Consider the following 14558-nt stretch of genomic DNA (forward strand, 5'->3'; position numbering starts at 1 on the left):
AATGCTGCTTTGGAAAGCGGGACGACAATGTCGCAGATGCAAAATGTCGAAAGGCAGCTTCGCGAGATGATCCTCGGGCTGGAGATCGGCCCGGGCGAACGTTTGACCGAGCGTTGGATCGAGAGCCGGTTCGGCGCTTCGCGCACGCCGGTGCGGGCGGCGCTGCTGCGCCTGGAAACGGAAGGGCTGATCGGCCGCGACGGCCGCGGCTGGACGGTGGCGCCGATCAACCTTGCCGAGCTCGCGCAGATCGCCGTCTACCGCGAGGCGGTCGAGGTCGCGGCGGTCCGCCTGACGGCGGCGCTCGAAGACCGCGGCGGGATCGACGTGATCGCGGCGATGCTTGAGTCCTGCGATGTCCAGACGCCGCGCGAGGAGTGGCATCGCGTCGGAATGGATTTCCACATCGAGCTGGCAAGGCTTTCCGGCAATGAGTTTCTGTTCAGGGCCGTTCGCGACGCGATGACCAGGCTGTCGCGGGCGCGCTGGCTGGAGGTGCGCGATGAAAAGGCGCTCGGCCGTGCCTGGGCCGAACATCATGCCATCCTCGCCGCCGTCAGGAGCGGCGATGCCGAGGCAGCGGCGCGGCTGCTTTCCGCTCACATCGCAGGCAGCCGCGATCGGCTGGTCGCCTCATTGCATGACGACCGGCGCGGCCTGCGCGCCAGAGGGTTCGCCGTCGTCGCAGCGTAAGGTTCTCGCGGGGCCATTCGCATTAGCAGGCTTGCAACATGGCCGGGAGAATGCTGTAGGAGACAAGGGGGATGAAGGCTGACTACCATTGACCATCTTGCTGAACTCGCGGACGCATGGCCACACTCTCACGAACCGCCGCAAAGCTGTTCTACTACGCGCGCAATTTCGCGCGTGACCGCGCACCGCAGTCCCTGTTCCGCGACCGCCTGGTCAGCCGGCTTGAGCAGGCGAGGCTTTCGGGCAAGACGGTTCGCGAGCGACTGAACTACTACAACAAGCTGGAACACCCGTTCGCGCCAAGTCCCGACGCCGTGGTCGTCGGCAAGCTGCCGTCCGCTTCCAGCATGTATTATTACGATCTCAAGGAATTCGCCCGCTATTTCGATCCCGGCCTGCTGATCGATTTCGAATATGGCGATGTCGTCGGCATTCCGGAGGTTCCGAGGATCGTCAAGGACCGGCCCATCGGCAACGACAATGCGAACGGCGTGCTGATGAAGCTGAACAAGTTCCGCCACTTCTACATGCCGCCCGACAACCTGTCTTTCGCCGACAAGCGCCCGATGGTGGTCTGGCGCGGTCATCTCAACAATCCGCTTCGCACCCGCTTCGTCGAAAAAGCCGCCAACCTGCCGATTTGCGATGCGGGTTCCCACAGGGCCGACGCGCCGGACGGATACCGCAAGCCGTTCCTGAACATCGAGCAGCAGCGACAGTATCGCTACATCGTCTCGCTCGAAGGCAATGATGTCGCGACGAACCTGAAATGGATCATGAGCTCCAATTCGCTCTGCCTGATGCCGGAGCCGACCTACGAAACCTGGTTCGCGGAAGCCCAGGTCGAGCCCAATGTCCACTACGTGCCGCTGCGGCAGGATTTTTCCGACCTGGTCGACAAGGTGGCCTATTTCGAAAAACATCCCGCCGAGGCGGGGCGGATAACCGCCGCCGCCAATGCCTATTGCCGCAAATTCGGCAATGAGCGGGACGAGCAGGCGATCTCGCTGCTCGTCCTTTACAAATATTTCGTGCTGAGCGAGCAGATAAAGCCCGACGCGGAAGTCTGGCGCTTCATCGCCGGCTGAACGTTCAGCCGCAGCCCTAAAGCGCGTCGCGCTGAAGCGGATTCCGGCGACGCGCTTTAGGCCTTTGGTTCATGCATGTCGTTATCGCAAAACCGCTGCACACTTTTGCGCGACATGCATTAAGCGTGAGAGCGGTCGAACACCATATCGGCCGGCCCGAAACGATCCCTGGCCGTGAACTGCTGGTGCCAGTAGGGATAAAGCACCGGCGGCCGGCTGACGACGTCGAGGCGCTGCCGCTCCTCCTCGGTGAGCGAAAGGCTGGCCGCAGCGAGGTTGTCCTTGAGCTGCGCCTCGTTGCGGGCGCCGATCACCAGCGAGCTCACGGCCGGGCGGCCAAGCAGCCAGGCAAGCGCGACCTGCGCCCCTGAGACGCCGCGTGCCTTGCCGATCTCGTTGAGCACGTCGACGATGCGCCACAAGCGGTCCTCGTCGCGGATCGGCGGCTCCTTCCAGCCGCCGACCTGGCGCGCGGTCGGGCTGTCGCTTGTGTATTTGCCGGAGAGCAGGCCGCCCGCCAGCGGACTCCAGACCAGCACGCCCAGGCCCTGGTCGACCGAGATCGGCAGCAATTCGTATTCGGCCTCGCGCGCTTCCAGCGTGTAGTGGATCTGCTGGGTGACGAAACGGGCCTGATGGCGGCTGTCGCTGACGGCAAGAGCCTTCATCACCTGCCAGCCCGAATAATTGGAGCAGCCGATGTAACGGATCTTGCCCTGGTTGACCAGGGTGTCGAGCGCCGCGATCGTCTCCTCCAGCGGCGTGAGCCCGTCCCACTGGTGGACGAAATAGATGTCGATGACGTCGGTCTTGAGCCGCTTCAGGCTCTTCTCGCATTCGCGGATCAGATGGTGGCGCGACAGGCCTTCGTCATTGGGGCCGGCGCCGATGCGCATGCGCGCCTTCGAGGCGATCAGCACGTCGTTCTTGCGCTTGCCGCCAAGCGCCTCGCCGATGATCTCTTCCGACAATCCGTTGGAATAGACATTGGCGGTATCGATGAGGTTGATGCCGGCATCGATGCAGGTGTCGATGATGCGCCTGGCCTCGGCGAGGTCGGAATTGCCGACGGCTGCGAACGCACCGGCGCCGCCGAAGGTCATGGTGCCAAGCGTCAATGTCGAGACTTTCAAGCCCGATCGGCCCAGCGTGCGGTATTCCATGTCAGTCCTCGCAATTTGTTTGAAGAGGCGCCGTGGCGAGCGCCGGGAAGAGGCGAGGGGATTTGTAGGACAATTCCCGCCGCTTGTCGCCCCGCTATCGATACGGACCGATCACATCTCTTCGAGGCCTGCTGCCGGGCGACTGCAATAAAACCGTCATTGCGCCTCTGTATCTCAGTCGACTTACGGAGTGTCCGCCCGGAGCCGGAGCGGATTCCGAAGCGATGATGGCCGACAGGCAGACGGAGCTGCGCGATGAATGAACTGAAACCGAATTCCGGGGCGAAGGACTGGCTGGAAGCCGAGCTCGAGGATACGCTCGACGAGGATTATGAGCTGGAGCTTTCCGAGCCGGCGCTCTCGCTCGAGATCGCCAAGATCTACAAGAAGTCGCATCCGCCCTCCATGGAGCGCATGACCTATTTCCGCGAGCTGCTCAGGCTGCAGTCGGAATTGATCAAGCTGCAGTCCTGGGTCGCCTACCACAAGAAGAAGCTGGTGGTGGTCTTCGAAGGCCGCGATTCCGCCGGCAAGGGCGGCGTCATCAAGCGCATCACGCAGCGGCTCAACCCGCGCATCGCCCGCGTCGTGGCGCTGCCGGCGCCGACCGAGCGCGAGAAATCGCAATGGTATTTCCAGCGCTACGTGCCGCATCTCCCCGCGGGCGGCGAGATCGTGCTGTTCGACCGCTCCTGGTACAACCGCTCCGGCGTCGAGCGGGTGATGGGCTTTGCCAATGGGGACCAAGTCGAGGAGTTCTTCAACGACGTGCCGGAATTCGAACGCATGCTGGTCCGTTCCGGTATCACGCTGGTAAAATACTGGTTCTCGATCACCGACGAGGAACAGCAGATGCGCTTCCTGATGCGCATTCACGACCCGATGAAGCAGTGGAAGTTGTCGCCGATGGACCTGCAGTCGCGCGTGCGTTGGGAGCAGTACACCAAGGCCAAGGAAGAAACTTTTGCCCGCACAAATATCAAGGAAGCGCCTTGGTTCATTGTCGAGGGCAACGACAAGAAGCGCGCCCGGCTGAATTGCATCGACCATCTCCTGCAGCAATTGCCTTATGAGGAAGTGCCGCACGAGGAAATTTCGCTGCCGGAGCGCGTCTTCAACCCGCAATACGAACGCCAGGTGCTTCCGCGCGACCTCTACGTGCCGGAGAAGTACTGACGAGCGCTATGCGGCGGCTTGCTTCGGCATGACGGCGAACGGGCTGAGGCCGAGCCATACCTGCATCTTCGCAGCGATGTCGAGGTCTCCCGTCAGCGCCACTTTCTCGCGTTCCTTGTGGACCGTCGTCAGTCCCATCCAGATCGAAGTCATGGTGCAGAGATCGGTCGAGACATAAAGATCGACCTCGAATCCTGGATCGTACCAACAAAGGTCGACATCGCCGTGTTTTTCGACGATCAGCCACCATGACCGCTTCGACGCCGGCAGGTCGTGATACAAAAACTGTATCACCGTGCGTCCGTCGGGCAGGGGACTGGGGTTCAGGTTGCGGCGCATGTCCCACATCAGCAGCGACGGATCGAGATTCTTGAGCGATAGTCTGGCTTCCACCCATTTCTGGCCCCAGAACCCCATAGCTTCGACCACAGGACGCAGGTCCTTGCCCGCTTCGGTGAGCCGGTATTCGAAAATGCCCTTTTCGGCTTCGATCTCCGCCCTTTCCACGATGCCAGCGGTCTCGAGCTCCTTCAGCCGCTGCGACAGAAGCGTTGGCGACATCTTCGGAACACCGCGGCGCAGGTCGTTGAAACGGGTCGAACCCGCCACGAGCTCGCGCAGCAGCACCATGGTCCAGCGCGTGCATAAGAGTTCCGCCGCCATGGAGAGCGGGCAGAACTGCTTGTATCCGGCTTGCGTCATCTGTCGGCCTCCCGCCGTTGAAGCCGAACCATAGGCGCTAACCATCACCGCAGCCAGTACAGAAGCTGTACCGGCATGGCCAGTACAGATCGGTGACTGGAGCGGCCTGGCCTTGTCGTGGGAGGCAGCGGTCACGTCACCGGGTGGTCCGGTGGCCGAATAACGACCGGAGACTACGACGATGACTGTTTACGTGATTGCCGACATCAAGGTGACGGACGACAAATGGGTGCCGGCTTACGCGGCTTCCGTGCACGATCTCGTGCACAAGCACGGCGGCCGCTATCTGGCGCGCAGCGGCAATGTGAAGACGCTGGAGGGCAAGCCGCTGGACACCAGCCTGATCGCGCTGATGTCGTTTCCGACCGCGACAGCCGCGGAAGCCTTCACCAGCGATCCGCAATACGCACCTTACGTCGCCGCGCGTAAGGCTGGCAGCGAAAGCCGTTTCCAGCTGATCGACAACACCGATCTGGCCGGGACGATTTCCTATCTGCCCAAGGGCTGAGCGAAAAAACCGGAACGCGGCTTGGCCGCGTTCCGGCATTTCCCTTCAGGATTTGCGCTTGATGACGACATGCATGGCATCCGCCGTGGCTACCTGTTCCGCGCACTGGTACCCCAGCTTCAGCATGTCGAGCCCGGCGAACAGATGCTCGCCCGAGCCGAGCAGGAGCGGCGAGATCGCCAGATGCATTTCGTCGATGAGCTTCTCTTGCAGATACTGCCGGACGGTCGAAACGCCGCCGCCGACGCGCACATCCTTGCCGCCGGCCGCTGCCTTCGCCTGTTCGAGCGCTGAGTGGATGCCGTCGGTGACGAAGTAGAACGTCGTGCCGCCTTTCATCTCGATCGGCGCGCGCTTGTGATGCGTCAAAATAAAGGTCGGCACGTGGTAGGGCGGGTTGGCGCCCCACCAGCCTTTCCAGCTGTCGTCCGGCCATTCGCCGCGGCTCGGCGCGAACATGTTGCGGCCGAGGATCCAGGCGCCGACATTCTCAAAACTGCGCACGGCAAACTCGTCATCGGTATCCGTCGTCCCGCCCTCCTTGCCGATCATCTGGTGGAAGGAGCGGGTCTTGATCATCCATTTGTGCAGATTTTCGCCGCCGACGCCGAGCGGATGTTCGAGGGTCTGGTTGGGACCTGCGCCGTAACCGTCGAGCGACAAGGTAAAAGCGTTGACACGCAGCTTGGACATGATTGTCTCCTAAACCAGTTGTAATTTGCAAGCAGTTGTTGAGTAGCCTGACTGATTGTGAAATGCAAGCGGTATTTTTCGGCGCGATCGTCGGGCATCGTCGGGATCGTCGTCGGAACGGTAGCTGCCCGGGAATATTGGGGCGAAGCGGGTAAGGGATGCGGTCGCAATTTCTCGTCGAGAAAAGCGATTAGCTGGGCAACTGTGCGTCGGCCGCATCAAGGATGCGTTCAATGGCAACGCGTAGCGCAGGCAAATTGTCTGTCACGACAGCCCAGACGATGACCTCGGAAGTCTTGTGATATTCATGACGCAGGATTTTGCACCGATGCAATCCAGAACCGCAACGATCTCGGCGAGGATCGGCTTGATCCGACGCGGGGCCATCAAAATATACGCACGGCCGATCGCTCGATATCAGCCTTCAACATCGGATGAAGGCTGTCCCGCGTGGTGATGTCGATTTCGGCCGACATTTTCTCTTCGAGAAATTGTTTTATGCCGACGAGGTCGATCAGGGAAAAGCGCCGCGCCGGATCGTAGTCTACGAAGAGAACGTGCGTCGCCGCGCGCAGCCGACCCAAACAGATAAAGCGAAGTCGCGCCCATGCCTCTGATGGCATCTGCGTTCTTCTGCAACCGTTCGATCACTTCATTCCTGCTCATGGATCCATTCTAACGGATCCCGTCAGAATTCCAAAAATCGCGAGGCAGGCCTAGCCCTTCAGCATCTGCGCCACCACCGGCGCGAAATAGGTCAGCACGCCGTCGCAGCCCGCCCGCTTCAGCGAAAGCAGCGATTCCAGCATCGCCTTCTCTCCGTCGATCCAGCCATTGGCGGCGGCTGCCTTGATCATCGAATATTCGCCCGACACCTGATAGGCGAAGGTCGGCATCTGGAGCTCGTCCTTCAGCCGGCGGATGATGTCGAGATAGGGCAGGCCGGGCTTCACCATCAGCATGTCGGCGCCTTCGGCGAGGTCCTGCTCGGCCTCGCGCACCGCTTCGTCCGAATTGGCGTGGTCGATGTAGTAGGTCTTCTTGTCGCCCTTGAGCAGGCCGGCGGTGCCGACCGCCTCGCGATAGGGCCCGTAGAAGGCCGAGGCGAATTTCGTCGCGTAGGACATGATCGCCACGTCCTGGAAGCCGTTGGCGTCGAGCGCGTCGCGGATGGCGCCGATGCGGCCGTCCATCATGTCCGAAGGCGCAATGATGTCGGCGCCCGCCGCCGCCTGGATGACGGCCGCGGCGGCGACCTGCTCGACCGTCTCGTCGTTGACGATGATGCCGTCGCGCAGGATGCCGTCATGGCCGTGGCTGGTGAATGGGTCGAGCGCGGCATCGGTGATGATGCCGATCTCCGGCACCGCGTCCTTGATGGCGCGCGTGGCGCGGTTGATGACGTTGTCGGGGTCGAGGATATGCGATCCCGTGTGGTCGCGCAGCGCAAGCTCGACATTGGGGAAGGTGGCGATGGCCGGGATACCGAGCTTGGCGGCGCGCTCGGCTTCCTTCACCGCGAGGTCGACGGTCAGGCGATAGACGTCCGGCATCGCGGCGATCGGCTCGCGCGTGTTCTTGCCGTCGATGACGAAGATCGGCCAGATCAGGTCGTTCACCGAAAGCTGGTTCTCCTGCACCAGCCGGCGCGACCAGTCGGCCTTGCGCATGCGCCTGAGCCGCCGGCTGCCGGTGATCTCGTCGACGCTGCGCGCGCCGGCAGGCTTTGCGGGGGTGAATTTGTTCATCGCCGAAACTCTCTTTTGCGCGGCTTTTACCACGCGCCTCCGTCGCTGACCAATGCGACACGATTGTGCCAGCCTTCCTTCGCCCCGTTTACGGGGAGAAGGTGCCCGAAGGGCGGATGAGGGGCAGCGCCGACCTCATGGCTGCCCGTTCCCCGACAGGATCTGCGCCGCGCCCCTGATCGCAACCCGGAACGCCTCGTCGAAGCTGACGCCGCGGACCTGCCACCGATAGGTCTTGCCACGATCGGCCAGCCGCCAGTCGGCGATCCAGCCGAGGTCCTTGTCGCTCCACACGATGCTGCCGGCGAGCGCCTGGGCCGCTCCCGCTTTCTTCGCGAGTTTGTCGAGCCTTGCCATATTGGCCGCCGCGAGCGCCTTTTCGTCGAGGCCGCCGAACTGCCTGGCCTTTGGAAAGGCAATGCGCATCAGCAGTGGACCTGTGGCGTTGGCGAAGGATTCCCTCATCGTCTTGCCGTGGTCCTCATCCGCCGTCAGCACGAAATGCCGCGAACCCTGCTCAGCGGTCATGAAGACGGCGATAGGCGGCCGCTCGCCGAGCCAGGGCCTGCTGCCGAGCTGCGCAAGGAGCTTGTCGACGACGGCCGGCTTGTAGAGGCAGGTAAGATCATGCGGCCGGTCATGCGTGCCTTGCTCGTCATGGACCGGGATACCTTCGAGCCGGTCGCGATAGCGGAAGGATTGCACGAAGTCGGCCGCCTTGTCGCGCAGGGCCAGCATCTCAGTCTTCTGCGTCAGGCGCTGGTCGCCCGAGACCTTGACCAGCACCTTGTCGAGGCAATCCTTGAAACCGATCTGCCGGTTTACGTCTCCAGTGCCGGTGACGATGGTCTGAGATCGATAAAGCTCGTTCGCAGCCGCGGCCTCGGCAGGGCAAGACATCCGCAGGATGGCGATCAGGCCGATCGCTGCAGCCGCGAGGCGGGAAAATCCGGGCATGGCTTGCCGTCCGGTTCAAGATGCCCATTTTTCTAAGCAATTCCAGGAAAAGTGTGAAACGGTTTTCCGTCCGGGATTGCGATAAAACAACGAGATAGAGCGGGTGCGTGCGGTGGCCAGGCGGATTGCCGGCTAAACGAAGGAGCAAGGCATGACCTTGATCTGGTTCATCTATGCCGCCTGGCTGCTACTGCTTGTTTATCTGACCGTTCAGGCAATCGGCGTGAAACGCGATACCGAGCCGCATTTGCTGCAGAGCTTCGGTTTGATGTTTGCCATGATCGCCGCCTTCCTGCTGCCGCGCCTGCCGTTGTTCGGCTTCGTCAACTTCGCCCCCGTCAACGCGGCCCTGGGCGGCATCGGCGCGGTGATCGCCGTCGCCGGCATGGCGCTGCTGGTCTGGGCGCGGCAAATTCTCGGCCGCAACTGGAGCCAGACCGTCTCGGCCAAGCAGGACCATAAGCTGGTAAGATCCGGCCCATACCGCAGCCTGCGCCATCCCATGTACACGGGCGGCCTGCTGGCATGCCTGGGCTCGGCGATCGTGGTGGGCGGCCCTTTCGTCTTTCTGTTCATCCTGCTCGGGGCGATTTTCACATGGCGTGTCGGCGCCGAGGACCGGCTTCTGGCGCGGCAATTTCCCGATGAATTCCCTGATTATGCGCGCCGCACGAACGCGCTTATCCCATTCGTCTGGTAGCCTGCTTGCCGCGAAAGACGCTGCCTTTTCCGTGGCACTCGACAATTGACGTTGGCCCGGTCGCCGCTTAGCACTTCTCCTCCCGCAGGCGCGGGGGAGGATTCTCTCACTATGGATTTTGGCGGAGGCGACGAGATCCGCTTCGAGCGGCTGGGCAAGGCGGGTGTGGTCACCTTGACCCGGCCGAAGGCGCTCAACGCCGTCACGCACGACATGGTCAAGGCGCTCGGCAAGGCGCTCGATGCCTGGGAAGAGAACGCCGGCATCAATGTTGTCGTCGTCAAGGCCGAGGGCAGGGCGTTTTCCGCCGGCGGCGACATCCTGCACATCTACGAGGCCGGCCGCGCCGGCAAGCCGCCGATCGACTTCTTCGCCGACGAGTACCGGCTCAACGCCCGCATCGCGCGCTTCAAGAAGCCTTATGTCGCGCTGATCGACGGGATCGTCATGGGCGGCGGCGTCGGCGTCTCCTTCCACGGCTCGCATCGCGTGCTGACCGAGAACGCGCAGTTCGCCATGCCGGAGGTCGGCATCGGCTTCTTCCCCGATGTCGGCGCCAGTCACTTGCTGCCGGATCTGGGCGGCTGTTTCGGCATGTATCTCGGGCTGACGGGAAATCGCATCCGCTATGGCGACGCGCTGTGGTCCGGGCTCGCCACCCACACCATCAAGGCCGAGGATCAGGCCGGCCTGCTCGACGAGCTCGCGACAAGCGGCGACGCCAATGCGGAATTGCGCGATTTCTTCGTGCCGGCCAAACGCGAGACCGAGCGGCAGGACCTGGAGGCGATCACGCGCCATTTTTCGCAGAGCTCGCTTGCCGGCATCATCGACAGTCTGGAACGGGCAGGGGCGGAAGATGTTTTTGCCGCAAAGACGCTGGCGACGCTGAAAACCCGCTCGCCGACCAGCCTCAACATTGCCTGGCGCCAGATCAGCGCCGGCTCGACGCTGTCGATGGATGAATGCATGAGGATGGAGTTCCGCATCCTGAACCGCATGCTTGCCGGCCACGATTTCTATGAAGGCATCCGCGCCGCCATCATCGACAAGGGCTCGAAGCCCGAATGGCGGCCGGCCAATCTCGAGGGGGTCAGCGCCGCCGACATCGACGCCTATTTCGCGCCGCTCGGGGATGAGGAGCTCGTCCTGTGAGCGAAGTCACCTCCCGGCGCGTGGTGCTGCAGCCCTCGACCACCGAGGTCATATTCGCCTGGTTCCAGCGCGCGATCGCCGGCTACTGCCTTTTGTTCGGCATCCTCTATTGGATCCGCCTGATCGGCATCTATCCGGGCGAGCTGTGGCGCTTCGACCTGATGCCGGTGCACTGGCAGGTGGCGGCGGCCATGCTCGCCGTCTTCTTCCCCTTCGCCGCCGCCGGCCTCTGGATGCTGGCGTCCTGGGGGCCGGTGATCTGGTTCATCTGCGCGGCGACCGAGACGGTGATGTATGCCGGCTTCCCCGATCTCTTCGGCCATCGGCTGCTGATCGTCGTCTCGCATGCCTGCGTGGCCTTGCTCTACATCGTCTTTCGCGTCACCATATGGCTGCAGAAGCGCCAGCTTCGCCAATAGGCTGAAGCTGCTTTCCGGATCGGTTTGGCGGCCTCGTTACGCCCCGAAATCCATTGGCTAAATCTTTAGGTTAATTGTTCTTGCTCGGGTGACCGATCGTTAAGCGTCTTCCGAAACCTCTTACCGGTAAGCTCTTGTTAGCCCTGGCGTTTAAGTCGAATTTTATGAGTATTCGATAGTGTCGCGATCAAGGTGAAAAACAAAAAATCACCAAGGCGACAAACGAGAGGCAAAGACAATGATCAATTCGCGTCCGGCGGCGAAGACCGCAAACGTATCCGACGATCGCCGCGAGGCCATCCGCTCGCTGTACATGGAATCGCTCCAGCTGGTGGAGCGTCTGCACCGCCGCCTGCTTGACGTGATCAAGGACGAGTTCGACCGCAACGGCCGTTCCGACATCAACGCCATCCAGGCGCTGCTGCTCTTCAACATCGGCAATTCGGAGCTGACCGCCGGCGAGCTGCGCTCGCGTGGCTACTATCTCGGCTCGAACGTGTCCTACAATCTGAAGAAGCTGGTCGACCTCGGCTTCATCAACCACCAGCGCTCGCGCATCGACCGCCGTTCGGTCCGCGTCTCGCTGACGCCGAAGGGCAACGAGGTGGCCGACGTCGTCGCCGGTCTCTACGAGCGCCATGTCGGTTCGATCGAAGCGGTCGGCGGCATCAACACCGACGAGTTCAAGCAGATGAACCGTGCGCTGCAGCGGCTGGACCGCTTCTGGAACGATACGATCGCGTATCGTATGTAGGCATCCGAAGCTTGGAACATCGAAGCCGCGCCAAAGAGGCGCGGCCGAGATAGCAAGCAACCGCGAACGCGTCATCATCTATAGAAGCCGATCCCGGCGCCTTCTCGTTCGCCAAATTTCAGACCGCGCTGGGGCCAAGGTTCCGCGCTCCTATGAGCATGGTCTTATTCTAAAACGGCCCAAGTAACCTGGAACCGCCTTCCAGCGAACAAGGTGGGCATCGTTGAAAATATCGGACGGCAATTTGAAATGCGCGCTTATCTGTAGATTTTGCTCGCCACAGCCGAAGCCAAAGCTGTAGTTGATGTCAGGGCAGAGTTGATGTCCATCTCCTCCATAGAAAGTCAGTATGGTGTCGATCGTTCCGTTGGCGATTTGGTAGCCGAATGACGAGCTTATTCTTACGAAATCGAAAGAAGATTTTGGATAAATGAATACGGTCCCATGAGCGTAGTATATAATCTTGTCAGGGTCTTTTGCCGCCGAAAAAGAAATAGAGCCCTCGACGTTGATTAGTTTCGACCCGACGCGGTCACCCCGTTCAGCGATTGTAGCAGTCGGTTCTTCGAGTTGGTGTTTCATTATCTATCCCCTCTGGCGCCGCTGCGCGGTCTAATATGGCGCGCGGAATGAATCAAAGCGTCTGGCGACTACATGTCAAGGCGGAGCCGCTTCGAGGCGATGGGCGACTGATCCTGATGATCGTGCTGTGTGTTTGCTTCTGAATTCAGTGAACCCATGCGCATCGCCACGCATCGTTAAAGTGTAGGCGCCGGATTGCAAACGCAATTGGGTGCGCTACGCCACAATCGCGACTTTCCACTTGAGGGGTTACTAATGCGCAGGGTAATCGCACCAACTCTCTTGGCAGGTTTCGTGGTTGGAAGTGCCGCACCTGCCGTGTTTGACGAGGCTGGGTGCTACGCCAGTCTCGCGCGGCGGGCTCAGCCCCAACGTAAAGCCCCGTCGATTACCAGATCTACGACGTCAACGATTAATGTGATGCTCAATGGCTCGGGCGCGCCCGGTTGCGACTATATGATCGAGCAATTCGAACCTCTGTGTCCAAAGCGGTGGGGTAGGAGCAGGGCGTAACGCCCGGCAGGGACACGACTGCGACCACCGATGCAAAAAGGCACCGCTATGATTTCTTTCACCTTGCCTCCGCAAGCAAATCGCGGGCCAAGGCCACGTTGCCGCCATAATCGCGGTCAATGCGGATGGTGGGTGATGCTGCGGGCCTGTGCCCCGCGCTCCTTGGAACCTGCGTGGCGGCAGCGCGTTTCTGGCGGCCGAGCGATGCGGGTCATGGTTGGCGAATTGTTAAGTTTGCCGCCCCTAGAGTGCGGACCAAGCCGCCCGGCAAGCGAGTTGAGCGAGAGCGATTAAGCAAAGAATGTCTGCCATGAGAACCAGCCGCCGTTTCTTCCTGACCGGAGCCTCCGCGCTCGCCGCTGCCGTGGTCGCCGGCCATGCCAGCGCGCAGGACGTGATCGGGGACATCCTGAAATCCTCGACCCGTGGCAATTGGGACGACCAGTTCGACGCCCGCGGCAACGACACCAACAAGGTCGCCTCGACGCTGCCGATCTTCAGCCAGCAGACGGTCGCCTTCACCGAGCAGGCGGTGGCGCAGTATCAGAACATCGTCTCCCAGGGCGGCTGGGAACAGGTTCCGGCGACCAAGAAATTGCAGCTCGGCGTCGACGATCCGGATGTCGTTCCGCTGCGCAAGCGCCTGATGGTCTCGGGCGATCTGCCGCAGAGCGCCGGTATTTCGACGGCCTTCGATTCCTACGTCGACTCGGCCGTCAAGCGCTTCCAGCTTCGTCACGGCCTGCCGGCCGACGGCGCCATGGGCAAATACACCTATACGGCGATGAACGTCTCGGCGCAGATCCGGCTCGGCCAGTTGCAGACCAATCTGCAGCGCCTGAAGGAAAAGGCTGGCACGCTCGGCAGCCGTTATGTGCTGGTCGACATTCCGGGCGCCCAGATCGAAGCGGTCGAGAACGACCGCGTCGTGCTTCGCCACACGGCGATCGTCGGCAAGATCGACCGTCAGACGCCGATCGTGAACTCGAAGATCAATGAGATCATCGTCAATCCGTACTGGAACGCGCCGGTCTCGATCGTGCGCAAGGACATCATTCCGCTGATGCGGAAGGACCCGAACTACCTCAAGGACAGCCACATCCGCCTGTTCGCCCCGGACGGCAGCGAGGTCGATCCGATGACCATCGACTGGTCGACGGACGATGCCGCGAAATACCGCTTCCGCCAGGATCCGGGCAGCAACAACGCGATGGCCTCGGTCAAGATCAACTTCCCGAGCCCGGACGGCGTCTACATGCACGACACGCCGCAGCAGAGCCTGTTCGGCAAGCTGATGCGCTTCGATTCCTCGGGCTGCGTGCGCGTCCAGAACGTGCGCGACCTCGTCACCTGGATCCTGCGCGACACGCCCGGCTGGGACCGCCAGCATTTCGAGGCGGCGATCAAGACCGGCGAGAACACGCCGATCAATGTGGTCAATCCGGTGCCGGTCCACTTCCTCTATCTCTCGGCATGGTCGACGGCTCCGGGCGTCGTGCAGTTCCGCGACGATATCTACGCCCTTGACGGCGCTGCCGAGCTTCAGATCAGCTCCGCGCAGTAAGTATCTGATCCTTAAAAGAAAAAAGGCCGCTCTCGCAGCGGCTTTTTTTTATAACAGCCGCTGGTTCACCAGCCGCGCCACGGCCTGCGCGCGGTTCACGGCGCCGAGCTTGCGCCTGGCATTGTCGACATGGAAACGCACCG

The 14558-nt window shown here is 61.7% G+C and carries 17 protein-coding genes; 9 read left to right on the forward strand and 8 right to left on the reverse strand.

Features of this window, described 5'->3' with window-relative positions; translation table 11 throughout:
* The first annotated feature begins 27 nt into the window (after nucleotides 1-27).
* Complete coding sequence (locus FJ956_RS19485) at nucleotides 28-693, forward strand: GntR family transcriptional regulator (RefSeq protein WP_140681938.1); 666 nt, start codon at nucleotides 28-30, stop codon at nucleotides 691-693.
* Nucleotides 694-809: 116 nt separating this feature from the next.
* Nucleotides 810-1781, forward strand: a complete 972-nt coding sequence (locus FJ956_RS19490; protein WP_140681940.1) for a glycosyl transferase family 90 — start codon at nucleotides 810-812, stop codon at nucleotides 1779-1781.
* A 119-nt stretch (nucleotides 1782-1900) separates the two neighbouring features.
* Here FJ956_RS19490 and FJ956_RS19495 read toward each other — a convergent pair whose 3' ends face one another.
* Nucleotides 1901-2944 carry an aldo/keto reductase gene (locus FJ956_RS19495; protein ID WP_140681942.1) on the reverse strand — a complete coding sequence of 348 codons (1044 nt, stop codon included), beginning with the start codon at nucleotides 2942-2944 and terminating at the stop codon, nucleotides 1901-1903.
* A 255-nt stretch (nucleotides 2945-3199) separates the two neighbouring features.
* Here FJ956_RS19495 and ppk2 point away from each other — a divergent pair, with 255 nt between their 5' ends.
* Complete coding sequence (ppk2, locus tag FJ956_RS19500) at nucleotides 3200-4120, forward strand: polyphosphate kinase 2 (protein ID WP_140681944.1); 921 nt, start codon at nucleotides 3200-3202, stop codon at nucleotides 4118-4120.
* Nucleotides 4121-4126: 6 nt separating this feature from the next.
* On the opposite strand, the gene FJ956_RS19505 is transcribed toward ppk2, so the two are convergent.
* Nucleotides 4127-4822 (reverse strand): helix-turn-helix domain-containing protein, encoded by a 696-nt coding sequence (locus FJ956_RS19505; protein WP_140681989.1) that lies wholly within the window; start codon nucleotides 4820-4822, stop codon nucleotides 4127-4129.
* A 181-nt stretch (nucleotides 4823-5003) separates the two neighbouring features.
* Between FJ956_RS19505 and FJ956_RS19510 the strand changes: the two genes are divergently transcribed.
* A complete protein-coding gene (locus tag FJ956_RS19510) occupies nucleotides 5004-5330 on the forward strand; it encodes a DUF1330 domain-containing protein (protein ID WP_140681946.1) in 327 nt (108 codons plus the stop codon).
* 45 nt (nucleotides 5331-5375) lie between these two features.
* Here FJ956_RS19510 and FJ956_RS19515 read toward each other — a convergent pair whose 3' ends face one another.
* From FJ956_RS19515 to FJ956_RS19530, 4 genes are all read right to left on the reverse strand, one after another.
* Nucleotides 5376-6023, reverse strand: coding sequence for a dihydrofolate reductase family protein (locus FJ956_RS19515; protein ID WP_140681948.1), 648 nt, complete (start codon nucleotides 6021-6023; stop codon nucleotides 5376-5378).
* 386 nt (nucleotides 6024-6409) lie between these two features.
* The gene (locus FJ956_RS19520; RefSeq protein ID WP_348641105.1) at nucleotides 6410-6646 is read right to left on the reverse strand and encodes a hypothetical protein; all 237 of its coding nucleotides are present in this window, start codon (nucleotides 6644-6646) and stop codon (nucleotides 6410-6412) included.
* 93 nt (nucleotides 6647-6739) lie between these two features.
* A complete protein-coding gene (gene hemB, locus FJ956_RS19525; RefSeq protein WP_140681950.1) occupies nucleotides 6740-7771 on the reverse strand; it encodes a porphobilinogen synthase in 1032 nt (343 codons plus the stop codon).
* Between the two features lie 135 nt (nucleotides 7772-7906).
* A complete protein-coding gene (locus FJ956_RS19530) occupies nucleotides 7907-8728 on the reverse strand; it encodes a DUF2066 domain-containing protein (protein ID WP_140681953.1) in 822 nt (273 codons plus the stop codon).
* A 151-nt stretch (nucleotides 8729-8879) separates the two neighbouring features.
* Here FJ956_RS19530 and FJ956_RS19535 point away from each other — a divergent pair, with 151 nt between their 5' ends.
* From FJ956_RS19535 to FJ956_RS19550, 4 genes are all read left to right on the forward strand, one after another.
* Complete coding sequence (locus FJ956_RS19535) at nucleotides 8880-9428, forward strand: isoprenylcysteine carboxylmethyltransferase family protein (protein WP_140681955.1); 549 nt, start codon at nucleotides 8880-8882, stop codon at nucleotides 9426-9428.
* Between the two features lie 111 nt (nucleotides 9429-9539).
* Nucleotides 9540-10583: an enoyl-CoA hydratase/isomerase family protein gene (locus FJ956_RS19540; RefSeq protein ID WP_140681957.1), complete on the forward strand. Its 1044-nt coding sequence runs from the start codon at nucleotides 9540-9542 to the stop codon at nucleotides 10581-10583.
* Nucleotides 10580-11002, forward strand: coding sequence for a DUF6163 family protein (locus FJ956_RS19545; protein WP_140681959.1), 423 nt, complete (start codon nucleotides 10580-10582; stop codon nucleotides 11000-11002). Before FJ956_RS19540 ends, FJ956_RS19545 begins: the two co-directional genes overlap by 4 nt.
* Before the next feature lie 238 nt (nucleotides 11003-11240).
* A complete protein-coding gene (locus FJ956_RS19550) occupies nucleotides 11241-11756 on the forward strand; it encodes a MarR family winged helix-turn-helix transcriptional regulator (RefSeq protein ID WP_040983294.1) in 516 nt (171 codons plus the stop codon).
* Between the two features lie 150 nt (nucleotides 11757-11906).
* On the opposite strand, the gene FJ956_RS19555 is transcribed toward FJ956_RS19550, so the two are convergent.
* Nucleotides 11907-12338, reverse strand: coding sequence for a hypothetical protein (locus tag FJ956_RS19555; RefSeq protein ID WP_140681961.1), 432 nt, complete (start codon nucleotides 12336-12338; stop codon nucleotides 11907-11909).
* Nucleotides 12339-13161: 823 nt separating this feature from the next.
* On the opposite strand from FJ956_RS19555, the gene FJ956_RS19560 reads away from it, so the two are divergent.
* Nucleotides 13162-14415, forward strand: coding sequence for a L,D-transpeptidase family protein (locus FJ956_RS19560; RefSeq protein ID WP_140681963.1), 1254 nt, complete (start codon nucleotides 13162-13164; stop codon nucleotides 14413-14415).
* A 48-nt stretch (nucleotides 14416-14463) separates the two neighbouring features.
* Here FJ956_RS19560 and FJ956_RS31120 read toward each other — a convergent pair whose 3' ends face one another.
* Entirely contained in the window at nucleotides 14464-14556 is a 93-nt protein-coding gene (locus tag FJ956_RS31120; RefSeq protein ID WP_140681965.1) for a hypothetical protein, read from the reverse strand.
* Between the last annotated feature and the right edge of the window lie 2 nt (nucleotides 14557-14558).

It is taken from the genome of Mesorhizobium sp. B2-4-3, from assembly GCF_006442815.1.
Taxonomy (GTDB): Bacteria; Pseudomonadota; Alphaproteobacteria; order Rhizobiales; family Rhizobiaceae; genus Mesorhizobium.